A 22,959-nucleotide genomic window follows, 5' to 3' on the forward strand; every position below is an offset into this window, starting at 1 on the left:
ATCAGCCAACGATCTCTCCTGAATTTCCGCAGATGCCCCCTACGGCAGCAGACTGAATGCGAGCGCCTCGCCTTTGAGGCACGCTCCACTCTTTGCCGCAAATCACTGCCGCCAAGCTGGTGCAAGCAATCTCAGTTTGCCGCAACCTCTGTTATACTGAGCATCACTGCTCTATTGAAAATAAGGGCCGCTGTGCATCGCCTTGCCCCAAAAGGCCCCGCCAGTCTAAGAATTTTCTGCATACAAAAAAACAGGGCCGCCAAAAGGCGGCCCTGTCAGGACTGTCAGAAACACTGATTTTTAGAACGTATAGCGAATGCCAAGGCTGAATTCGTTGGCATACGGGGCCATGCCGACCTTGAACTTTTCATTTTCTACGGTCTTTTCATTTTCATGATAGCCAAGGCCCACGAAACGGTACGCAAGGTCCGCCGACAGGTTGTCGGTAATGGCATAGGCTACGCCAGCGCCAGCATTCCAGGCGAAGACAGTGTTGGTTTCGTTAAAGCTTTCACTGCCAAAACCTGCGACTTCTGCCTTGTATTTGCTTTGAATGAAGCCCATGCCGACACCACCGCCAATATATGGTGTGAAGGCCGTATCGTTATGGAAATCCCAGTACGCATTCAGGAACAGGGTCTGCAAGTTCCACTGCCCCTTAAGCGTCGCATCGCGATCGTACTTGGAGTCCCATTCAGTCTCGCTGTTAGTGCGGATAGCGTATTCAATTTCCGCGCGAACTGGCACTTGATACATAGGAAAAAAGTCAAAGCCGACAAAAGCGCCGCCACCGATGGTGTTCTGGGAGTAACTGTTTATATCGACAGTGCTGGCTTCTCCTCCTTTTGAAATATCACCCGTGCTCTGGATGGAATCAATAAATTTCAGGCCCATATAGAAGCCATTATCTGCCGCAAAGGCTGGGACAGAAAGTGCCAATGACAGCAGTGTGGCGAGAAAAACGCGTTTAAACATGTTCCCTCCAATCTTTTTTAATTACTACATATCTTACAGTTCAGCAGGCTACGTAGCCTAGTATTTTAAAAAATACACACGGACACTCTTTAGTTCAACTACTATATCTGATTGATAAGGAATTAATGAAGAAAACCCGCAACAGAAATATCTAAATCTTTACTTTTATCGCGCAACTTAGAATTGTGTTATGCAAACCCCCCATACAGCAAGAGCATACATAACCATATCATTGCGGTTTTGAATATCACAACCAAATGCATTCGTTAAATTTTTCTGACAATTAGCGCCAGGCAATCCACACATGAATATGCGCACGGCACGCGCTCGGCCGATGCAACAGACGATCGCCTTTAGAAAAATCTATAGCGTCTCGCACGTATATTTTCTTCTGAGCAGACAATTATTGATGATTTATGTTGTGCATAACAATACGAAAACCCAATAAACCGTATAGTACATACTGCTTTCAGCCATAATTTGGCATAAAAATTATTTAATATCTGTTTAAAACACGCACTAGCCAACACTATACTACTAAAAAAACTTAATAACCAACCATAGAACATGCAATAAGTATATCTTATAGCAGTGATATTTTTAATAATATTCAAAATATCACAATCAGTATAACTATTCTAAGCTATCTAAGCTCCAACAAATAAAATCACGCGCGTACACAAGACCATATTTGGGAATTTAGTTCCGACCACTGGTAATATAGATACCAATATATTCACATGACAAAGTATTTTTAAAAATAAAACATCAAGCACTTTAGCTGGTTAGTATGGTAATATAGGGCATACTATTGATAATTATTCGCAACATCATTGACAATACCCCGAAACGTTGCAATTTACAGCATGTAAGCATGTGGTTATGCGCTCGCTGCCCTGCTTCCGCAAGGTGCCCCAAGACCTTGCCCAAAGCCTCAACGCTCGGAATCTTCACAGAACTCCGAGTCCGGCCATGCCTGAAAAGGTCATCGCCTGGAACACGGAACAGCCTCATTCCTGTTCCCTCTCCCAAAGCCACTACTTTGCCGCATGGCGGCTTTTTACAGCAGTGCCATTGTACCTGAAGGAATGCCCACGAGCAGCAAACCGCAATTATGCGGCATAGCTGAAGGACAGCCACCAGAACAAAACGACAAGTACTGCCGTAACGGCCAGGCAGCCCCAGATATTTTGGATCATACCGCCAGCGTAACCGCACATGGCAGTATGCAGGAGAACTCATGAACACCATCATACTTGCTCACCCCACGGCTGGACAGCACACCACAGTAAAAGCCATTCCTGGCAGCAGACTCAGCATGGATTTCGTGCTTGAAGAAGCGACTGTTGAGCGTCAGGGAGAAAACCTTGTTTTCGTTTTTGACGACGGCTCCAGCATTCTCATAGAAGATTTTTACGTAGACTTTACTGGAGAGAACCTGCCCGAATTTGAAGTCGGCGGCCAGATTGTCTCCGGTTCGGACTTCTTTGCCTCCCTTGGCCCTGACCTTGCCCCGGCTGCTGGACCCGAAGCCGCGCGCAGCGCCCGCTACAACGAAATGGGCAATGCCGACCTGGCCTCTGGCATAGATCACCTGGATGGTCTGGACATGAGCATCCCCGGTTCAGCCGTCAGTATGGAAAACCAACTGACTGCGCCTCTCATGAATCTTGGCACGGTCAACAATTCAGGCCCCGTTTCTGGCGAAGGCCCTACAGGGCCGCCCACGGTTCCGCCCATTGGACAGAGCTTTGCGGCCGACGTTCGCGCTGTCATGTACAACACGGGCCCCAACAGCGCCGACCATGTTGTGACCACGCCCATCTTTTTCAAAAATGCCGACGGCTCCGTAGTAAACCTTGCTGGCGCGCCCGCAGGTTCCTATGCTGTTGCCTGGTCTTTTCCGGCTGATTGGGACAACAGCTGGCTTGCTGACCCTGTTGTGGAAAACGGCCAGCTGGTTTTCAAACTGAGTCCCCAAGGCCTGCAAATGCTGCAACAAACTGGCGACGATTCCTTTCTGCGCGGGTTTGTAACCGTAACCGTGACCATGAACGGCCAAACTTCCGAGTATAAAGTTGAAGTGGTGGGCACCCAGGGCACCTATTTCAATTCAGCAGACTATGACGAAGAGTACGGCGCGGTTTCCGGCCTTGGCACGGACTATATTGGTGAATACCACCAAGGTTCCGGCCAAAACGGCAGCTACCACATCACCTCATCCTCCAAGAATAACGATATCGTGCTCAACGACAGCCTCATTGGCGGCAGTTACGTCCACGCCAGCGGCAACCCGTCTGACATGGGCCACGATTTCAATACCATTCTCATGAACAAGGGCGTGATCAACACTGGCGGTGCAACTGCCGTCACATCCTATGACGGCACCCTGCGCGTGCATGACGGTGTGAGTGCCGAGGGTGGCAACGCCTCCAACTCCATAGATATGGGCAAGGGGCAAATCCACATCAGCAACACCTCTGGCCACGGCGTGTCGGCCAGCCAGGGCAGCAACACCATTTCCGGCAATCAGGTTCTTGTAGAGGGCAGCGGCACGGGCGTCTACGCCGAAAATGGCGGTCAGAACAGCATAATTAACACTGGCGACAAAACCCTTACTATCACTGGTGGAGACGAAGGCGTGTACGCCACAGGCCCAGGGTCTTCCAATCATATTTCCAACCTGCAGGGTACCGTAAACATCACTGGCCAGACACTTGAAGGCCTTGCTGCTACTGGCAACGGGGCCAACTATGTCTTCGGCAAGGACGTGAACATCACGGGCGCTTCGGGCCAGACCTTGCCCGGCGGCGGAATATCCGGCGCAGCAGGCATCTTCGCCTCCGGTGGCAGCATCAACGAAGTTACTGCAATGAACGGAGACGTGACCGTTAAGGGACACCGCGGCATGGAAGCTGTTACCGGAGGCAGCAATGACGTGTCCGTGGAAGGGCTGGGCAACATTACGGTAGAAGGCGAAATTTTCGGCGCTGGAGCCCTGAACCTGAGCTCCAACAACATCCTCACGGCTGAACAGGGTACGGTTACTGTATCCGCCAGCGATGGCAGCGCTCTTGTGGCTGCGGATGGCAGCAATGAAGTGACCGGCAGGGATGTGAACATCTCCGGCTCCTCATCAGGCCTCAATGCCGCTGGTGTGGGCAGCAACACCGTTACTGGCACAGGCGGCAGCATCACCATCAAGGGCGATTCCAGCGCTGTCTACGCAAGCGCCAATACTGGCGGGGCCGCACATGTGGGCAACACGATCATTGGCGAAGGCGATACCGCCATCACCATCACTGGCGGCATAGTAGGCATGGATGCAGCAGACGGCGGCCGTAATGAGGTGTCCGGCAAGGGCAACAACGTTATTACCGTCACTGGCGAATGGAACGGCATGTCCGCTGACGGCCGCCTTTCAGCCAACAGCATCGTAGCTGTGGACGGCACCGTCAACGTCACCGGACAGATCGGCGAAGGGCTTTCGGCCACCAGAAATGGAGCCAACTATATCATTGGCAAGAATGTGAACATCGCGGGCGCTTCGGGCGAAACGCTGCCCGGCGGCGGAATATCCGGCGCAGCTGGCATCTTCGCCTCTGGCGGCAGCATCAACGAAGTTACTGCAATGGACGGAGACGTGACCGTTAAGGGACACCGCGGCATGGAAGCTGTTACCGGAGGCAGCAATGACGTGTCAGTGATGGGTCAGGGCAACATTACGGTTGAAGGCGAACTTTTCGGCGCTGGAGCCCTGAACCAGAGCTCCAACAATGCGCTCACCGCCGAACAGGGTACGGTTACCGTTACCGCCAGCAACGGCAGCGCTCTTGTGGCTGCGGACGGCAGCAATGAAGTGACCGGCAGGGATGTGAACATCTCCGGCTCCTCATCAGGGCTCAATGCCGCTGGTGTGGGCAGCAACACCGTTACAGGCACAGGCGGCAGCATCACCATCAAGGGCGATTCCAGCGCTGTCTACGCAAGCGCCAATACTGGCGGGGCCGCTCATGTGGGCAACACGATTATTGGCCAGGGCGATACATCCATCACCATTGAGGGCGGTATCGCTGGCATGGACGCAGCTGGCGGCGGACGCAATGAGGTGTCTGGCAAGGGCAACAACGTCATCACCGTCACGGGTAATCTGGACGGCATGTCCGCTGACGGCGCACTTTCAGCCAACAGCATCGTAACTGTGGGCGGCACGGTCAACGTCACGGGGCAGGACGGCGAAGGACTTTCCGCCACCAGAAACGGCGCCAACTACATCATTGGCAAAAATGTGAACATCGCGGGCGCTTCGGGCGAAACGCTGCCAGGCGGCGGAATATCCGGCGCAGCTGGCATCTTCGCCTCTGGCGGCAGCATCAACGAAGTCACTGCAATGAATGGAGACGTGACCGTCGCGGGGCACCGTGGGCTGGAAGCCATTTCAGGCGGCAGCAATGACGTGTCTGTGGAAGGCCAGGGCAATATTACCGTTACGGGCCAGCAGTTTGGCGCTGGAGCCCTGAACCAGAGCTCCAACAACAAGCTCACCGCCGAACAGGGCACAGTCACCGTTACCGCCAGTAACGGCAGCGCCCTTCTGGCGGCGGATGGCAGCAATGAAGTGACTGGCAGGGATGTGAACATCTCCGGCTCATCCTCAGGCCTCAATGCCTCTGGTGTGGGCAGCAATACCGTTACAGGCACAGGCGGCGACATCACCATTTCCGGCAAGAGCTCCGGAGTAAACGCCAGCGCCAATACCACCAATATCGACGTAAACAATAGTATCACCGCCCAAGGTGACGGCAACATCACCATTTCCGGCGGCAATGCGGGCATGAATGCCTCTGGCGGCGGGCGCAACAGCATATCCGGCAAGGGCAACAACATCATCACCGTTACGAGTGACCTGGACGGCATGTCCGCTGACGGTTTTCTTTCAGCCAACAGTATTACCGCTGTAAACGGCACGGTGAATGTCTCCGGTCAGTACGGCTTGTCTGCCACCAGCGGAGGGGCCAACTATATCATTGGCAAGAATATCGACATTGCCGGAGCCAGGCAGGAAGCGTCCCCCACTGGCCCGCCGACGGAAGGCGCAGGGCTGTTTGTGTCCAACGGCGGCGACAACCAGATTACTGCGACCGACGGCGGCACCATACATATCGCGGGGTCCCGGGGTATGGATGTTACAGGGCACGGCATCAATGATGTCTCCATTGACGGACACGGCAGCATAAATGTTGAAGGCGAGCTTTACGGCATGCAAGCCAACGGAGCCAGCAGCGTCAACAGCATCAGCCTTGATTCCGGCAGCGTGAGCGTGACGGCCAATCATGCGGCGGGTATAACCAATTATGCTACGGCCATGTCTGCCCTGAACGGCGGCCATAATGAAATCAGCAGCGACGGCTCGGTGACTGTGTCTATCACCGCCACGGCAGCAGCGGCTGGCAACGCCATAGCCATGTGGGCCAAGGGCGGCGGCTCGCTGAACATCATCAACGGGGGCCAGAACAGCAGTGTAAGCATCACCGCGCAGGACGGTCAGGGTACAGCCCTGAGCGCCAATACTGGCGGCAGAAATGAAATATCGCTTGGCGCTGGCAGCCAGATAACCATTCAGGGCAACATCACAACCGACGCCAATGCGGCCAGTGAAAACAAGATCGTGATCTCGGGTTCTGATAACACGGTGACCGTAGCCGGCAGTGTTGCCCTGGGCAGCCTCAACATCGTGGCCAATGCGGACAACACCTTTACCCTGATCTTGCAGGCCAGCGACATGAACGAATTTGCAAGCCGCTATGCCGACTGGCTCAATGGCCTGACCAACGCCGACTTCTTTGCGGGGCTGACTTCTGTTCAGTTCCAGATCGACGGAGAATGGTCCGGTGCGGACGAAGCCGCCCTGCGGGACGCTCTTTCCGACTTCCTGAGCAAGGTGGACGGGGACAAGGTGTCCTTCACCAGCCCTTCGGACGCGCAGCCGGAACCGTTCTCCGTCGTCTCCGACGCTCTTCAGGATCACGATGCCCCCGGGCACAATGATCCCGGTCACGACGGCGCTGGCAGTCATGACTCTGGCGACGGCATTGACCCCCTGCACCACGACTTTGACAGCGACGCCTACTCCACCCTGCTCTTTGCCAGTGATGGCGGCGACTTCCTTGATGCGGATGAAAGCCTGTACGACGATGCGATGGATGCCAACTACTCCGAAACAGGCATATGGGACGCTTCCTCAACTGAACGTGCGGGTCTGGACAGCCATGAAGGATACAACACTCCCGGGCAGTCCCTTGTGGAAATGGATGACATACTGCGCGAAGGCGATGACAGCCTGGACAGCGTGCTCCAGCCCGCATCCGCAACTGAAGAAACCATTGGCGGACATATGGTTGACGCCAGAGACCTTGTTGACCTGACCAATACCGCCGCCCTGAAGGAAGCTGCCCTGCCTGTGGCCTCCGTAGCGCAGTCGCGGGATTCTTCCGGCGAAGATTCCGGGGCCAGAGTTTCCGAGCAGGAAACGCTCAGCGCCGATGTGTCTGGCGAAGTTGCCCGGCAGATGGTGGAAAACGCCTAAAACGGCGGTTCAAGCTGTTAATTTTAAGGAAACACTGATTAAAGAGCCTCCTGAAAACGCGCAGTTATTTCGTTTGGCAAGGCGCGATCTTTTTTTGAAGCAGGAGTGGACTCTTCTGTCCTCGACTGTTTCAAAAAAAGTGAAGCAACGCCGCCAAACGGAATAAATCAGCGTTTCCTTAATAGCCAACAAAGAAAGCCGGGGTTCGTCAGACAAACCCCGGCTTCACCATTTCGGTACCAGAGCCCCAATACAGCCAGTTGCGAAACCGCAAAGAGGCTGCTACAAAAAACATAGACCACAGTAATGCTTACAGGGATTCGGGCATCAGGCCCGCCCCACCCCATCCGCGCCCTCCTGTCGCCGCCAACCAGGTTCGGGGCACCAGCGGAAAGGCACCCCCCACATTCCGCAGCAAGGCGGAATGGCCAAGTAGCCCGCAGTATGGTCTGTCGGGCTTTTTTTGTCAGATGCAGGGCTTTGCCCCGCGTCGTACACCGGCCATCGTGGAGGGAACGCCAATGAAGCTGGGCGTCAAACTCATGCTGTCATTTCTGTCTGTTATTGCCATACTTCTTATTCTTTCAGGCGTAGCCATCAAAAATCTGGATGCAATGAACTCCAGAGTGAATGAAATCGACAGCACGTGGCTGCCGGCGGTTATCACCGTCCAGAGCATGAACATACAGATCAATGCTGTGCGGGCCGACCTCGCCGCCATCATGTCGCAAAATTACGCAGACGAAATACGTAAGTATGAAACGAGAATCCAGCAATCCCTACAGGTCTTGCAGGAAAACCGCGAAAGACTTCTTACGCTCATGCAGTCCCTGCCGGGCGGCATCAGCAAACAGGACAAAGAGCTTATAGAGCGCATTGACGCCCTGTCTGCCGAAGCGGGCGAAATACGCGAGAGCCTGGTCAAAGGCATGCTCAATGGCCGTCGCGGCATGGCGGTATCCAACTTTGACAGCAAGTATCGCCCCGTTTTTGAAAAGATGGCCGAGGCATACGGCGAACTGCTCAACCGCAGCGTCAACGGCAGCCAGCAGGCGGCGGGCGACGCCTCTTCCATCGGCGAGCAGGCCCGAGCCACATCCCTGATTCTTGCCGGGGTGGGCCTCATGTGTGCGGTCGGCATCTGCCTGCTTCTTACGCGGTCAGTCAGCAGACAGCTTGGCAAGGACCCCGGCCAGCTCGCCCTTGTTGCCCGCCGTGTGGCCGGAGGCGACTACCACATGGACGACGACGGCTCCCGGCGCGGAGTGTACGGCGATATCGTCGCGATGGTGGAAGCCCTGAAAAGCCATATCGAACGTGCCCGGCAAGAATCAGAAAAGGCACTTGAACAGTCGCATATGGCTGCGGAAGCGTTACACAAAGCTGAAACCTCTGAAGAAGACGCCAAAAAGAAAACCGCGGCCATGCTTGCCGCCGCCCATAAGCTTGAGCAGGTCGCCCAGGCCGTCAGCGCGGCTTCCACCCAGCTCTCGGTACAGATCGAACAGTCCGACAAGGGCGCGGTTGCTTCCGCCCAACGGCTTGCTGAAGCGGCCAGCGCTATGAATCAGATGAACGCCACAGTGCATAATGTGGCCCACAATGCGGCGCAGGCTTCCACAGCGTCACACGAAACACGCGAAAAAGCTGTGGCAGGCGCGCACATTGTGGAACAGGCCGTACACAGCATAGGGCAGGTACACGAAGTTTCGCTGCGCCTCACTGAAAATATGGGCCAGCTCAACACGCAGGCCCAGGCCATCAGCAACATCATGAATGTCATTTCGGACATTGCGGATCAGACCAACCTGCTGGCCCTTAACGCGGCCATTGAAGCTGCCCGCGCTGGCGAAGCCGGGCGCGGCTTCGCCGTGGTGGCCGACGAGGTACGCAAGCTGGCCGAAAAAACTATGACCTCAACGCACGATGTGGGTAGCGCCATCAAGGCCATTCAGGAAAGCACGGCAAAAAGTGTGGCCGCTATGGATCTGGCTGCCGCGCAGGTCGACAACGCCACAGGGTTCGCCAACCAGTCTGGCCAGGCTCTTGGCGAAATAGTCACCACCGTCGAAGGCACAGCAGATCAGGTCAACGCCATCGCCGCTGCCAGTGAACAACAGTCCGTTGCCAGCGAAGAGATCAACCGCTCCATCTCCACGGTCAACGATGCCGTACAGCAAACAGCCCAAGCAATGAACGAGGCCTCCAGAGCCGTTGGCGATCTGGCGCGGCAAACCCGGACCCTAACATCTCTTATTGCAGAGATGCGAAATGAAGAGTACAATCAGTAAATCTTTCTGATTAATTGTTGTCTGATGCCGGGCAAGCCCGGCTTCAGACAACTGCCATGCGCCGCCGGGGCTACCTTTTTACAGGGGTTTTTCGGCGAAGTGCTGCGTTTGTGCAGGTATGGCCTGTTCACCCATCCAGCATCATGAGCCAACAATCCACGCATACGTGCGGGGCTTTCCCGCATACGGGCAATACGGCGGCATCACCTGCCGTTTGTGTCCGGCCACCCGCGCCCATGTTACGGCATGGATTGCTGCGCCCTTTTTTCAGCCCGCCTCCCGACACGCCGCCCAAGGGGACGTGACGCCTGTTTGCCTTGAAACTGTCATATGATGACCGCATGCCCGGTGCAGACTTGCCCCGGCCAAATACCCGACCCAACTAACAAGACCCGCTGTCTTTCCCGGTCCCATCAGGCGGCTGCGTCCACCCGGACCACCCTGGAGAATCGCCATGCTCAGAGCCATCAGCATTTCGCAACGCATAACCTGCTTTGTCATTCTTATGATAACTATGACCATAAGTATGGCTATCTTGTCTTTTTTCATGACCAGCGGCGTCATCAACGAGGGAACCGCTGTTGCCAGAAGCCAGCTGCTTGATTCGCAGCGAGCGCGCATCAAGGACGTGACCCACGCCTCTGCTCTGGGACTGGCCGCTATGACAAAAGACCTGCCAAAGCAGGAGCAGTTGCGCATCATTGCGGACTATGTTGAAAAATCCCGCTTTGAAAACGACGGGTCAGGGTATTTCTACGTTTATGAAGGCACAATCAGCGTGGCCCACCCCACGCAAAAGCAGCTCATCGGCAAAGATCTGTCCGACACAGCTGACAAACAGGGCGTGCACTACGTTACTGAACTGCATAAAGCCTCGCTCAAAGGCGGCGGATTTGTTGACTTTGTCTTTCCCAAGCCCGGCGAAGGCGACGTATTCAAGCTCGGCTACGCTGAAAATGTTGCGGGAACGCCCTACTGGATCGGCACCGGCGTTTACATAGACAACGTGGACAGAGACGAGACCAAACTGCGCAACACCATGCAGGGTCTGCTCACACGCACCCTGACTACCTATGGCGGCGGCTTTCTGGCCATTCTGCTGCTCATCGTCATTCCTCTTTCCTACCATCTGGTAACGTCCATCACCAAGCCTTTGGGCGGCATCACCGGGCAGGCCCGCGCCGTGGCTGCGGGCGATCTGGACGTGCATATCGCTCCCACTGGCAAGGACGAAGTGGCTATTCTGGAACAGGCCCTGCGCGACATGGTCGGTAACCTGAAACAGCTTATCAATCAGGCGGCGGAAAAAAGCCGTCAGGCTGACGAAGCCGCAGCCGAAGCCAGAGTTGCCCAAAGCGAAGCAGAACAGGCGGGCAAGGATGCGCAGGCCAAGGCAGCAGCCATGCTCATGGCCGCCGACAAGCTTGAACAGGTGGCTCATGTGGTCAGCACGGCCTCAACGCAACTTTCGGCGCAGATCGAACAGTCCGACAAGGGTGCGCTGGATTCCGCCCGCCGCCTGACCGACGCGGCGACAGCCATGAATGAAATGAACGCCACAGTGCAGAGTGTGGCCCAAAACGCGTCCGAAGCCTCCATAGCCTCAAGCGAAACACGCGAAAGGGCCGTGGCTGGCGCGCATATTGTGGAACAGGCCGTGCACAGCATAGGGCAGGTACACGAGGTTTCACTGCGTCTTACGGAAAATATGGGGCAGCTCAACGATCAGGCCCAGGCCATCAGCAAGATCATGAACGTTATTTCCGACATTGCGGACCAGACCAACCTGCTGGCCCTCAACGCGGCCATTGAAGCTGCCCGCGCTGGTGAAGCCGGGCGCGGCTTCGCCGTGGTGGCCGATGAAGTGCGCAAGCTGGCAGAAAAAACAATGGCCTCCACGCACGATGTGGGCAATGCCATCAAGGCCATTCAGGAAAGCACCGCGAAAAGTATGGCCGCAATGGAAAGCGCTTCGGAACAGGTGAATCAGGCGACGGAATTTGCCAATCAGTCCGGTCTTGCCCTGAGTGAAATTGTTACCACCGTCGAAGCCACGGCAGATCAGGTCAATGCCATTGCCGCCGCCAGCGAGCAACAGTCTGCCGCCAGCGAGGAGATCAACCGCTCCATCACCTCGGTCAACGAAGTGGTGCAGCAGACGGCCGAGGCAATGAACGAAGCTGCCCGGTCTGTCAGCGATCTGGCGCGTCAGGCGCACAGCCTGAGCGACCTCATTGGCGAAATGAAAAAATAAATCCATCCGGCGTAGTTAAGCGCCGTACCACGCATGGATTCAGCCAAAAATTGCATTTTTCTGCTGAATGCCAACGTTGCAATGTGAAGCATTTCAAATTCGTCTGCTTGAATAAATACAATGCCCCTTCTGCCTGACCCGGCAGAAGGGGCATTTTGCTGGCCCAGGCAGTGCCAGAGCAGCTTTACTTTACATTGCTTTGTGGAGAAGGGCTTCTTTTGTAAAAGGATTTCTTACCCTTCTCCTGAAACTTTTATTGCTATTTCAATAAATGACAGAAAATCTTCTGACCTGAACCAAGAACTCCCCCGGGCAGCACCATTCGGACAGTATACTGTCTCAAGGCTTAAGCGCTCGAACGCAAAAGATGGACCGGACTTGCACCCGATCCACCTCAAATACCATTTGCTGGAACCTGTAATTACCGATCAGGGGAGCATGCCGCCGCCGTGCGGTCATGATACGCCTCGCCTGCCGAAGAATCCCTTGAACTGCGTTCTGACTACAGAAAAGAAAAAGTGCTATTCTTCTTCAAGCCAGGAATCGTCTTCCAGCACTGTGTAGCCACGCACGACGAGGTAATTCACGCCGTCCACCTCTTCAAGCAGCCCGGAAACCTCCACAGGGAGACTGACTTCGTCGTCCATATCCACACCAGCACCGCGCGGCACGATGCGGTATTCCACGTCGTCCTGGACCACAGCCACCCTGGCCTGCCTTGCATCAACAGAGCGGGGCAACGCCGTAACGTATCCTTTGATGGTAAGGGAACTTTTGTTCATATGCTGTCTTATTGCCTTTAATAAGCGGATTTTTTTCGCTATAGCCCCTTTCATGCGGTGATGCAATATCCCGTGCGCCCCCGATCTGACTTTTTTTGCGCAAACGCTACTCTGCCAAGCGATTGGAGCATTCAACGGGGTAAGAAAAATTGCCCTGACGCATCAAAGGCCACACTTTTTCATCAGCTCATACCAGTGGCCGCGCGATATGCCAGCCATTCCTGCGGCCTTGCGCGCGTCAGCTCCGCTGACGGCCCAGATGCGCCGCACATAGCTTTCTTCAGCCAAAGCCTTCCACTGGCGCAAAGGCGGCAAATCCTGCTCGTCGCCAGACAGCTGCGGCAGGCCCGCGGTTGCGGGCGCCGTGCCCCCCGGTTGTGTTTCCGAAGCCTGCCCCCCGGAAGTTCCGTTTGCGCCAAGAGCAACACTGCCCACCGCTTCGCCAAAACCGCCCTCTTGTCCACGCCCCATGCGGCGGCGCGCCTCATCAACACGCATGCGGGTGGGCAGATGCACGGGCAAAAGCAGATCACCCTGCCCCGCAGCCAGACAGGCGCGTTCGGTGCTGTTGATAAGTTCCCGCACGTTACCGGGCCAGGAATACTCCATAAGCATGTCCAGCACCTGCCCGGAAATGGCCTTGGGCGGCAAATCGTTGTGCAGGCAAAAGCGGCTTGCCGCCTGCTGGGCCAGAGCGGGAATTTCGTCTCTCCGTTCCCGCAGGGGCGGTATGACTATGGTGATGCCCTGCAACCGGTACAGCAGGTCAGAGCGAAAAGTCCCGTCGCTGGTCATGCCTTCAATGTCTCTGTTGGTTGCCGCCACAAGGCGAAAGTCGCTGCTGACCTCCCGCACTTCTCCCACAGGTCTGAACCGCCGCAACTCAAGAGCGCGTAAAAAGGCTCCCTGCATGGACTGCGGCAGGTCGCCCACTTCGTCAAGAAAGAGCGTGCCTTTGTGTGCCGCCAGCAAAAGCCCGTCCCGCGCTCTGTCTGCTCCGGTGAACGCCCCTCGGCTGTGCCCGAAAAGATGGCTTTCCACGAGATTTTCCGGCAGGGAAGCACAGTCCACGGTCACAAAGGGGCGCGCGGCCCGCGCACTGTTGCGAAACAGCGTCTTGGCAAAAACTTCCTTGCCCACGCCAGTTTCACCCAGCAAAAGGACGTTAACTTCACTTTGCGCGGCCTGGGCCAGCAGCTTCAAAGCCCGGCTCATCCCCATGCCTGCGCCAAGGATGTGCCCGCTGTCCACCAGCAGCGCTTCCGGACCCGGCACCCTGTTCTGGCGAAAGGTCAAGACATGACGCAGGCATTGCTCAATATCCCGAACTTTCAAAGGCTTGGTCAAGAACTCCCACGCTCCTGACCGCAGGGCAGCTTCGGCGGCGTCGCCGTCGCCGTGCCCGGTGATGATGACAACATCGGGCATGCCCGGCAGATGTGCGAAGTCAGCCTGCCACTCAAGCCCGCTGCCGTCGGGCAGCCAGACATCAAGAAGTATCACGTCCACGCCCTTGCGGCCCATCTCCAGCCCCTGACTGATGCTCTCTGCCAGCAAAACCTCATGGCCCATGCGTGTACATACCACTTCGACCATAGTGCGCATGAGAGCTTCGTCATCCACCACAAGAATACGGGCCATCAGCAGTCTCCCTTGCGGCCCGCCGAGGCCGGGTCACATTCCGGGGCAGCAGCCTTGCCTGCCGCAAAATTTGCATCAGGCTCAACGCCCAGATACTCGTCCAGCATGGCCAGAGCTTCTTGCAGAGCACGGCGCATATGCGCCGCAGCCTGCTCCAGATCAGCTTCCTGCGCGTTTTCAGTGTCGCCAGCCCGCGCGTGCAGCACATCAAAGCGCATGGTTCCGGCCGAGTTTTTTACGGCATGCGCCAGACGCCGCAGGTTGTAAGCATCACCTGCGCCCAAGGCTGCCTCAAGGTGCGCTCCGCGGGTCTGGAGGTCCTTTCGTAAAACCTCGGCCAGTTGCAACAGCAGTTCAGGGTCGTGATCCAGAGCGGCAAGCGCTTCCTGCCTGTTCCAGGGCATGAGTGCCTCCTCATGGGGGGCGTTTGAAACGGATACGGCCGCACATCTATCGGAAGCAGAATGCGGGCCGGAGCAACAGGCAGCGTTGCTAGGTGCGAGCATGGCCTCAGTGCAAGACACGTCTTCACAGGGCATGCCGGGCGCACCAGAGGCCGCCTGCCCACACGCAGGCGCATTGTTCTGGCACTTACGATCCGGGCTCTCACCATCTTGCCCCATACCGTTTCTTGCTCTGGCTGGCAGCAGCGAAGCCAGCTCCTTGCGCAGACTTGCAAAGGTAAGCGGCTTGAGCAGAACCATATCCGCCTCAAGATCTGCGCTGCGTTGCCTGTCTTCTGCATCAAGGGCGGCGGTGTAAATGATGATTTTCTGCCGGGGTGAAACAGCGGTGTGCCCTGCACGCACGGCCTGCAAAACCTCCAGCCCGCCCATGTCGGGCATGCGCGCATCAAGAATGACCATATCCCACGGGCCATCATCCAGAGCGGCCAGAGCGCTTTTCCCGTCACGGGCCATACGCACGCAAGCGCCTTCTGCCCGTAGCATGTGCTCCATAATATATCGATTGGCCTCATTGTCCTCAGCCACGAGAATCCGGCGGCCCTCAAAACAGCCACTTTGCGCAGAAGACGCCTGCGCATGCATAGCCACGCCAGCCCCATTGCCCTGTACGGTGCAGGCTGTGACGGAAGGCGCTGTTACAGGGACAACAGGTTGCTGTGGGACGGGCTTGTCCTGCGCGGTCTGCTCTGGTTCAGAATGGCCTTCTGAGCCGATTTCTGTGTTGGCTTCTGAAAAAATTTCAGGGTCAGCCGCGGGGGCAGATTCAGAACCAGACGTTGCGCTCATTTCCGGGCCCAATTCAGGGCCAAGGTCAGAGCCCGCTTCAGGGCCAGACTCAGGGCCAGGCACTGTGTCCATTTTCCGGTCACACCCTGAAGCGGGCCGGCAGTCTGGCGCAGAGGCAACAGACAATGCAGGGCCGCCAACACTGCCGCAGGCCGAAGCCTGCGCGCCATCCGTGTTCTGTTCACCCGCTGCACTTTCTGGCTCTTGCTGGCCGCACTCGCCATTCTTTTTCTTCTGGTCTGTCCAGCTCGGCAGTTGCAGGCAAAGTTCAAGGGTAAAGCATGATCCGCGCCCCGGCGAGGAAATAACGGTCACATCACCGCCCATACGGCGGGCGATGGTGCGCGATATATACAGGCCAAGGCCCGTGCCCGGCACGCTGGGATTATCACTGCCACGCTGAAAACTTTCGAATATGCGCTCGGCGTCTTCCTCCGGCAGCCCCGGCCCGGTATCCTGCACCATAATTTTAAGCCGCAGGATGTCAGCCGCGCCCTGATTGATGCCCCCTGCCTTGCGTCCGGCGGGCTCCACACAAACGCGCACCCGCCCCAGCTCAGTAAATTTTACCGCATTGCTTACAAGGTTGCCCAGGGCCTGCCGCAGGCGAAAGCAGTCGCCCACCACGGCATCGGGCAAATCCGGATTCACGTCCAGATCAATATCCAGCCCCTTGGCTTCAGCCACTGGCCTGAAAAGCGCCATACAGTCTTCAAGCGCGGCGCGCAGGGCAAAAGATGCTGGCCGCAGTTGCAGGGCCCCCTGTTCCAGACTTGCGTGGTCTGTCACGTCACGCACCATTTCCAGCAGGGCGCTGCCCGCCTGGGAAAGATAGCGCAAGGCCTTTTTGCGGTCTTGTTCCTGCATGCCCTTTTGTTGCAGCAGCTCGCTCATGCCCAGTATGGCTGTCAGCGGGGTGCGCATATCATGACTCAGGCGGGCCATAAAAGCGCTCTTCATGCGGCTGGTTTCCTCTGCAAGCCAGCGGCGGCGCGTAAGATTGAGAGTCAGCCCCCCAATGGCAAGAACGCCTGTCAGCCCCAGCAGGGAGTACAACAGTTGCATGTTGCGCTGTTGCTGCTCCACATTATGCAGGTAAACGTCTGCATCCTGACTGACGCTGATGCCCCCGAGCACTTCGCCCACCTTGCGCCCCAAGTGACAACGCAGGCAACTTTCCTGTGCCACAAGCACGCTGAGCAGACGCAGTTTTCCCTGCCCATCCTCTCCGGGAGCGCTGAAAACTTCCCGCGCCTCTTCCGTACACTGGCCAAGAGCGCCAGATTCCCAGGTATCAGCCTTGTTTTCCGGCCGCAGAGGCACGTTACTTATGATGCTGATTCCAATGCCAGGTTCTGAACTGCGTTCAGCCAGTTGACGGCTCATATATGCCGGATTCATGAGCACAAGCGTGCGGCCGTCCTCGGTGGCAAGGGTACGTTCGCCCTCCGGCAGCCAGGGATTGGGTTGCCCGTATTCGCTTTTCAGCACATACACACCGCCGTGGGTCGCGTTCCAATTACGCGCATCCATAAGTTGTCGCGCAACGGTTGAAAGTCTGGTATGCTCCAACTCAAGTCTATGGGCTTCGTCAACCTGCGAGGCTTGCCGGTAGAGGGCAAGGGTAAGCACAAGCCAAAAAAAACAGGCCAATAGGGGAACCCAGATCACCGGACCCGGTTTCTTCGCATCTGTAGATGTCATAGAAGCCTCATAGAGATAAATGAGACAAAAGCCCCATCTGTTGTCATATTTTTATGAATTTTGTCATCTTTATCTGGATCTTTCAATGCCGCTATTGGCCGCCTGATAAAAAAATCACATAACACTCACGTTTATCAAAGTTTTTTCTTTACAAAATATTTCACATAAATGGTACAATTCTTGATGTTATAGGGATCATAACTGTGCCGCCGTGGTGGCTGCGCAATGGACGGTCTGCCTGGACCAATGGCCGTCCGGCGATCCCCTTCGGGTTGCCAAAGCTCATGAAAAACAGGCTGCAAAGCCTGCCCGTGGGCGATACTACGTCCTGAAAATGTGGGTTTTCAGGGCGCATCTGCACTAGGAGCGAGTGAAGGAGGCTCTATGGGTATACCCCGCAATGGACCCTGGCTAAAATGGCTGATGGGCGGCGTTGCGGCGGGAGTGGTGCTGATGGGAGTTCTGGCATATGCTATGACGACCACCGACCAGCGACCGTTCTGCGCCAGTTGTCACATCATGCAGGAGGCTGCCGTTACCCAGAAGATGGGCACGCACGCCAATCTTTCCTGCAACGATTGCCACGCCCCGCACAATCTTTTGGTCAAGTTGCCGTTCAAGGCAAAAGAAGGCCTGCGCGATGTAGTGGGCAACATTATGGGGCACGATATTCCGCGTCCCTTAAGTCTGCACACGCGTGACGTGGTAAACGCCAACTGCAAGGCGTGCCATGCCCAAACCAACATCAACGTGGCCAGCATGGACGCAAAGCCCTACTGTGTGGATTGCCACAGGGGCGTGGCCCACATGCGTATGAAGCCTATCAGTACAAGGACGGTAGCCTATGAATAAGCGAATTGTGACCACGGCCCTGGCTCTGGCCACGCTGCTGGGCGTTGCTTTGCTCAGCGGCTGTCAGGATGTATCCACCGAGCTGAAGGCCCCCAAATATAAAACGGGCATTCCTGAAACAGAACTCAAGATGTCGGCCTTCAAGGGCGCATTTCCCCAGCAGTATGCTTCGTATATGAAAAATAACGAAGACAAGGTCATGACCGACTATAAAGGGTCTGTGCCTTACAATAAAAATGACAATGTGAATCCCCTGCCCAAGGGCTTCAAACATGCCCAGCCCTACCTGAAAAATCTCTGGCTGGGCTATCCTTTCATGTATGAATACAATGAAACGCGTGGTCATACCTACGCCATTGACGATTTTGTAAATATTGACCGCATCAACCGTTTTGGGGCTGACGGCAAGGGCAACCTGCCCGCCACCTGCTGGAACTGCAAGACTCCCAAGATGATGGAATGGGTCGGCCAGTACGGCGATAAATTCTGGTCTATGGACGTCAATGAATTCCGTGCCAAAGACAAAATCAACGCTCATGAAGAAAGCATAAGCTGCGCCACCTGCCACGACCCCGGCACGATGGAACTGCGCCTGTATTCCGAACCGCTCAAGGACTGGCTCAAGCGCAGCGGCAAGGACTGGCAGAAGATAAGCCGCAACGAAAAGCGTACTCTCGTCTGCGCCCAGTGCCATGTGGAATACTACTTTACCCACAAGGACAACGGCCCGGCCGCCAAACCCGTCTTCCCCTGGGATAACGGCTTCAACCCCGAAGACATGTATCAGTACTACAAGGGTCACGGAGCCAAGGACGCTGACGGCAAGCCCGGCCCCTTTGTTGACTGGGTGCACGCTGCCTCCAAGGTGCCCATGATCAAGATGCAGCACCCCGAGTACGAAACCTTCCAGGACGGTCCCCACGGCGCTGCCGGTGTTTCCTGCGTCGACTGCCACATGCAGTACGTGCGTGAAGACGGCAAGAAGATGACGAGCCACTGGATTACCTCGCCCATGAAGGACCCCGAAATGCGCGCCTGCCGCCAGTGCCACGCCGACAAGACCGGCGAATACCTGCGCCAGCGTGTGCTTAACACCCAGAAGAAGACCTATGATCAGCTGATCAAGGCGCAGGAAATATCCGTCAAGGCTCATGAAGCCGTGCGTCTTGCCAATGCTTACGAAGGCCATCGCGCGCCCAACTATGAAGCCCTTATGACTGAAGCGCGCGAAATGGTGCGCAAGGGCCAGTTGTTCTGGGACTACGTCTCCGCTGAAAACAGCGTGGGCTTCCATAACCCCACCAAGGCGCTCGACACGCTCATGACCAGTATGGAATGCAGCCAGAAGGCCGTTGACCTGGCCACCCAGGCCACGGAATTCGGCATCGCCCCCATGCTGGCTGGCGATATCAAGGAAATTGTGCCGCCCATTCTGAACATGAGCCGCAAGCTTCAGCAGGACCCTGAATTCCTCAAGCAAAACCCCTGGACCAAGCTGCTGCCTGCCCTGCCCAAGGCTGAACAGGTATGGGAAGGCCAGGATCGCCTGACCTCCAAGAGCAGTCAGGAAAAGTAATTACAGACCAGCCATAGCCCTCCACAGGCCCTGTCTGAACAAGTCCGCCCGGGAAAGTCATTGGCTTCCCGGGCGGACCCATTTATGCGCCGCACTTGATAGCGCATCGCATCTTTTTTACTATGCCTGCACACACGCCCATAAAGCGGGCTCAAGGCAACCCTCCGCCGCACGCACTCCCGCCCGGGACAGAACTGCGGGAGGCAAACGAGGCGAGAATGAAAAAAATTCTGGAGCCGGGCATTTCCGGCACGTCTGAAATCACTGTCAGCGAAGACATGCTGGCCTGCCGCGTCGGCAGCGGTCTGGTGGAGGTTTTTTCCACAGCCATGATGATAGCCTGGATGGAAGCCACCGCCGTGGCCGTGGTGCAGGATGTCCTGCCGGAAGGCATGACTACAGTAGGCACAAAAGTGGATGTGTCGCATGTGGCGGCAACGCCCTGTGGCATGCAGGTGACGTTTACCGCTGAACTGACAGGCATGTCCTCCAACGGCAAAGGGCTGACCTTCAAGGTCAGCGCCCGTGACGAGGTTGGGCTGATAGGCGAAGGCCTTCACGAGCGCGTCGTGGTGCACAAGGAAAAATTTGAAAGCCGCACCCGCCACCGCAAGGACTGTGGCTGCTGATCTCCGAACAGATCAACGTCAAAATGTTTTGGCAACGCCATGCGAAAAATAGGCAAGCTAATCCGTAGGCTTTCGCCATAAAAATTGCTACGCTGAAAGCGTTCGTACAGACGGACACAAGGAGAATCCTTATGAGCAATCTTACCTTTTTGGGTATTTCCGGCAGTTTGCGCCGCGCTTCACGCAATACGGGCCTGCTGCGCTGCTGCGCTGCCCATCTTCCCGAGGGCGTCCGTATGGAGATCGCCAATATCTCCAGCCTGCCCTTCTATAATGAAGACATCGAAAAACCCCAGGCCGCCAAAGACCTCATTGCGCAGGTCACTGCGGCAGACGCCCTGGTGCTGGCCTGCCCGGAGTATAACTACTCTCTGGCCCCTGCCCTGAAAAACGCGCTGGACTGGGTTTCGCGTGAACCCAACCTTGCGCCGCTTTCTGGCAAGGCCGTTTGCATTGTGGGCGCCGGAGGCGGCATGGGCACCAGCCGTAGCCAGTACCATCTGCGTCAGGTCTGCGTGTACCTGAACCTGCATGTGCTGAACAAGCCCGAGCTGTTCTCCAACGCCTTTACGCCCAGCTTTGACGACCAGGGCAACGTGGTGGACGAAGGGCTCACCAAGCAGACTGCCGAAGTCATGCAGGCCCTTGCCCAGTGGACACGGCAACTGAAAAAGTAACCAGGCATATCCGCAAGGCAGCCAAAGCGCCTGCTGCGCTTCGGCTGAGAAGATGCGGGCTGATTACTGCAAGGCCAGCATGGGTGGCATAGCCCGCTGCAATGCATGATTATCGCTGGTACAGCCAGTGACTGAAACCCCTCTCCGTCATGACGGAGCGGGGTTTCAGTTTGCCCTTGCGGCAATGCAGGGCCAAGACAAGGAAGGCATGGATTATCTTGCGGAGGCACTTTGCTTCATGCGGAGGCACTTTGCTTCATGCGGAGACACTTTTACTCATGTGGAAGCTGCGGCGCGCCCTGCGCGCCTGAAATTTATTTGGAGGATGCTGTGGGCTGCGCCTCAGCGTGGTGCCGCACCATGATGGATTTTGCCTCGCTGCGCCGCAGGGCAATGGTAGCTTCGGCGCAACGCAGGGCCAGAGGGTCGCGCAGGGGGGCATACCCTACCACAGAAACAGGCATGCCCGAACCGAGCCCCATGTCGCGTATTCTGCGGGCCAGTTCGCCCCTGGCATTGATGCTTACGATGTACGCAGGCTCGCCAACCTTGAGGGCCGTGAGCGGAAAAATACCTTCACACTTGTCCATAGAAGCCTCATCAGCAAAAACTACAACTGAAAACACTGTTGCCAGCAAGATGCTGTACCTGCGCCCGAGGGCACTACTTCCACGTTGGCAGGGCGCTTGAGTTTTGATGACGCCCGCCCTCAATATAAAAACAAATTTCATTTTCAATCTAGTCCAGCGAGCGGTGGCAGTCAAGTTGGCAGACAAGTATTTATTCCTGTTATTTCAGTATATAGCAGAAATTATTTCTGCCCTGTCAAACCACTCCTGTGTCAGCCTCTCGACCACCGGAGCCAAGTCTGGCATGCTGGACATCCAAGTCAGCCTGCACACTCCGCCACCAGTCTTTTCCAAATGCAATGCGAACAGACCCAAGCGAACAAACTGCGGCATTGCCGCCAGGGCTGGCAGAGGTAATCAAATATGAGCATGCTGCGGAAAGCTCTGGAACGGGGCCTCACCCCCACCAATATAATAAGCTACGCCTGCCTTCAGGTGATGACGCGCTGGGGGCGCTTTTGGGGCACACTGCGCCTGCGCTGCAAGGCCACCCTTGTGGGTGTGCCCATTGGCGCAGGTGTTACTGCCCACGGCCCTGTGGGCCTCATGCGCTGGCCGGGCAGCCACATATCCATTGAAGCCGGAACCAGCCTTGTTTCATCCTGGCGGCGGGCCACGGCATCAGCCCTGGCAACGCCCGTGCGCCTGCGCACCTTTGGCCCCGGTGCGCGCATTGACATTGGCCCCGGCGCACAACTCAGCGGCACGTCCATCACAGCCCGCTCCACCGCCATCAGCATCGGACGGCAGGTACTGATCGCGCCCAACTGCATTATTGTGGATTCAGATTTTCACGCCCACTGGCCGCCAGAAGCCCGCGCCACTGAACCGGGTATGGAAGGCGACAGGCCCGTGACCATTGGCGATTACGCCTGGATTGGCCTCAATTGCATCATCCTCAAGGGCGTCACCATTGGCGAGGGGGCTATCATCGGCGCTGGCAGCGTGGTGACAAAAGACGTGCCGCCGCACAGCCTTGCCGCAGGGTCGCCTGCACGCGTGCTGCGTTCTCTTGTTCCCAATGAAGACCGTGCAGCCGCATCGCAACCCGGCGGACAAGCAAGACCCGCCGGGCAAACCGAAACCCCGCATGGGGGAGACGCGTAATGA

Annotated in this window: 15 protein-coding genes; 10 read left to right on the forward strand and 5 right to left on the reverse strand. The window is 56.5% G+C overall.

Annotated features, from left to right (window positions below):
- Positions 1-300 precede the first annotated feature (300 nt).
- On the reverse strand, positions 301-975 hold the full coding sequence (locus tag QM579_RS04330) for an outer membrane protein (protein ID WP_414997980.1): 675 nt from the start codon (positions 973-975) through the stop codon (positions 301-303).
- 1,240 nt (positions 976-2,215) lie between these two features.
- Between QM579_RS04330 and QM579_RS04335 the strand changes: the two genes are divergently transcribed.
- The 4 genes from QM579_RS04335 to QM579_RS04350 all read left to right on the forward strand — a co-directional run bounded on the left by QM579_RS04335 (position 2,216) and on the right by QM579_RS04350 (position 12,106).
- The gene (locus QM579_RS04335; protein ID WP_414997981.1) at positions 2,216-7,561 is read left to right on the forward strand and encodes a beta strand repeat-containing protein; all 5,346 of its coding nucleotides are present in this window, start codon (positions 2,216-2,218) and stop codon (positions 7,559-7,561) included.
- 521 nt (positions 7,562-8,082) lie between these two features.
- Complete coding sequence (locus tag QM579_RS04340) at positions 8,083-9,852, forward strand: methyl-accepting chemotaxis protein (protein WP_414997982.1); 1,770 nt, start codon at positions 8,083-8,085, stop codon at positions 9,850-9,852.
- 118 nt (positions 9,853-9,970) lie between these two features.
- The gene (locus tag QM579_RS04345) at positions 9,971-10,186 is read left to right on the forward strand and encodes a hypothetical protein (protein ID WP_414997983.1); all 216 of its coding nucleotides are present in this window, start codon (positions 9,971-9,973) and stop codon (positions 10,184-10,186) included.
- A 120-nt stretch (positions 10,187-10,306) separates the two neighbouring features.
- Positions 10,307-12,106, forward strand: coding sequence for a methyl-accepting chemotaxis protein (locus QM579_RS04350; RefSeq protein ID WP_414997984.1), 1,800 nt, complete (start codon positions 10,307-10,309; stop codon positions 12,104-12,106).
- Between the two features lie 521 nt (positions 12,107-12,627).
- On the opposite strand, the gene QM579_RS04355 is transcribed toward QM579_RS04350, so the two are convergent.
- From QM579_RS04355 to QM579_RS04365, 3 genes are all read right to left on the reverse strand, one after another.
- On the reverse strand, positions 12,628-12,888 hold the full coding sequence (locus QM579_RS04355) for a hypothetical protein (protein ID WP_414997985.1): 261 nt from the start codon (positions 12,886-12,888) through the stop codon (positions 12,628-12,630).
- A 162-nt stretch (positions 12,889-13,050) separates the two neighbouring features.
- Positions 13,051-14,529: a sigma-54-dependent transcriptional regulator gene (locus QM579_RS04360; RefSeq protein WP_414997986.1), complete on the reverse strand. Its 1,479-nt coding sequence runs from the start codon at positions 14,527-14,529 to the stop codon at positions 13,051-13,053.
- On the reverse strand, positions 14,529-17,486 hold the full coding sequence (locus tag QM579_RS04365) for an ATP-binding protein (RefSeq protein ID WP_414997987.1): 2,958 nt from the start codon (positions 17,484-17,486) through the stop codon (positions 14,529-14,531). Before QM579_RS04365 ends, QM579_RS04360 begins: the two co-directional genes overlap by 1 nt.
- 203 nt (positions 17,487-17,689) lie before the next feature.
- Between QM579_RS04365 and QM579_RS04370 the strand changes: the two genes are divergently transcribed.
- From QM579_RS04370 to QM579_RS04390, 5 genes are all read left to right on the forward strand, one after another.
- On the forward strand, positions 17,690-17,818 hold the full coding sequence (locus tag QM579_RS04370) for a hypothetical protein (RefSeq protein ID WP_414997988.1): 129 nt from the start codon (positions 17,690-17,692) through the stop codon (positions 17,816-17,818).
- Positions 17,819-17,870: 52 nt separating this feature from the next.
- The gene (locus tag QM579_RS04375; RefSeq protein ID WP_183720414.1) at positions 17,871-18,338 is read left to right on the forward strand and encodes a cytochrome c3 family protein; all 468 of its coding nucleotides are present in this window, start codon (positions 17,871-17,873) and stop codon (positions 18,336-18,338) included.
- Positions 18,331-19,914, forward strand: a complete 1,584-nt coding sequence (locus tag QM579_RS04380; RefSeq protein ID WP_414997989.1) for an ammonia-forming cytochrome c nitrite reductase subunit c552 — start codon at positions 18,331-18,333, stop codon at positions 19,912-19,914. The genes QM579_RS04375 and QM579_RS04380 overlap by 8 nt, the downstream gene beginning before the upstream one ends.
- Positions 19,915-20,132: 218 nt before the next feature.
- Positions 20,133-20,543 (forward strand): thioesterase family protein, encoded by a 411-nt coding sequence (locus QM579_RS04385; protein ID WP_414997990.1) that lies wholly within the window; start codon positions 20,133-20,135, stop codon positions 20,541-20,543.
- Between the two features lie 131 nt (positions 20,544-20,674).
- On the forward strand, positions 20,675-21,220 hold the full coding sequence (locus QM579_RS04390; protein ID WP_414997991.1) for an NADPH-dependent FMN reductase: 546 nt from the start codon (positions 20,675-20,677) through the stop codon (positions 21,218-21,220).
- Between the two features lie 314 nt (positions 21,221-21,534).
- On the opposite strand, the gene QM579_RS04395 is transcribed toward QM579_RS04390, so the two are convergent.
- On the reverse strand, positions 21,535-21,810 hold the full coding sequence (locus tag QM579_RS04395) for a FeoA family protein (RefSeq protein ID WP_414997992.1): 276 nt from the start codon (positions 21,808-21,810) through the stop codon (positions 21,535-21,537).
- Between the two features lie 402 nt (positions 21,811-22,212).
- Between QM579_RS04395 and QM579_RS04400 the strand changes: the two genes are divergently transcribed.
- On the forward strand, positions 22,213-22,956 hold the full coding sequence (locus QM579_RS04400; protein ID WP_414997993.1) for an acyltransferase: 744 nt from the start codon (positions 22,213-22,215) through the stop codon (positions 22,954-22,956).
- The last annotated feature ends 3 nt before the right edge of the window (positions 22,957-22,959 follow it).

The sequence above is a fragment of the Desulfovibrio sp. genome, assembly GCF_047607245.1.
Taxonomy (GTDB): domain Bacteria; phylum Desulfobacterota; class Desulfovibrionia; order Desulfovibrionales; family Desulfovibrionaceae; genus Desulfovibrio.

What these genes read in the sequence shown, in the direction of transcription:
- QM579_RS04330 (WP_414997980.1), bottom strand. Translation starts at nt 975, where the DNA reads ATGTTTAAACGCGTTTTTCTCGCCACACTGCTGTCATTGGCACTTTCT.
- QM579_RS04335 (WP_414997981.1), top strand. Translation starts at nt 2,216, where the DNA reads ATGAACACCATCATACTTGCTCACCCCACGGCTGGACAGCACACCACA.
- QM579_RS04340 (WP_414997982.1), top strand. Translation starts at nt 8,083, where the DNA reads ATGAAGCTGGGCGTCAAACTCATGCTGTCATTTCTGTCTGTTATTGCC.
- QM579_RS04345 (WP_414997983.1), top strand. Translation starts at nt 9,971, where the DNA reads ATGGCCTGTTCACCCATCCAGCATCATGAGCCAACAATCCACGCATAC.
- QM579_RS04350 (WP_414997984.1), top strand. Translation starts at nt 10,307, where the DNA reads ATGCTCAGAGCCATCAGCATTTCGCAACGCATAACCTGCTTTGTCATT.
- QM579_RS04355 (WP_414997985.1), bottom strand. Translation starts at nt 12,888, where the DNA reads ATGAACAAAAGTTCCCTTACCATCAAAGGATACGTTACGGCGTTGCCC.
- QM579_RS04360 (WP_414997986.1), bottom strand. Translation starts at nt 14,529, where the DNA reads ATGGCCCGTATTCTTGTGGTGGATGACGAAGCTCTCATGCGCACTATG.
- QM579_RS04365 (WP_414997987.1), bottom strand. Translation starts at nt 17,486, where the DNA reads ATGACATCTACAGATGCGAAGAAACCGGGTCCGGTGATCTGGGTTCCC.
- QM579_RS04375 (WP_183720414.1), top strand. Translation starts at nt 17,871, where the DNA reads ATGGGTATACCCCGCAATGGACCCTGGCTAAAATGGCTGATGGGCGGC.
- QM579_RS04380 (WP_414997989.1), top strand. Translation starts at nt 18,331, where the DNA reads ATGAATAAGCGAATTGTGACCACGGCCCTGGCTCTGGCCACGCTGCTG.
- QM579_RS04385 (WP_414997990.1), top strand. Translation starts at nt 20,133, where the DNA reads ATGAAAAAAATTCTGGAGCCGGGCATTTCCGGCACGTCTGAAATCACT.
- QM579_RS04390 (WP_414997991.1), top strand. Translation starts at nt 20,675, where the DNA reads ATGAGCAATCTTACCTTTTTGGGTATTTCCGGCAGTTTGCGCCGCGCT.
- QM579_RS04395 (WP_414997992.1), bottom strand. Translation starts at nt 21,810, where the DNA reads ATGGACAAGTGTGAAGGTATTTTTCCGCTCACGGCCCTCAAGGTTGGC.
- QM579_RS04400 (WP_414997993.1), top strand. Translation starts at nt 22,213, where the DNA reads ATGAGCATGCTGCGGAAAGCTCTGGAACGGGGCCTCACCCCCACCAAT.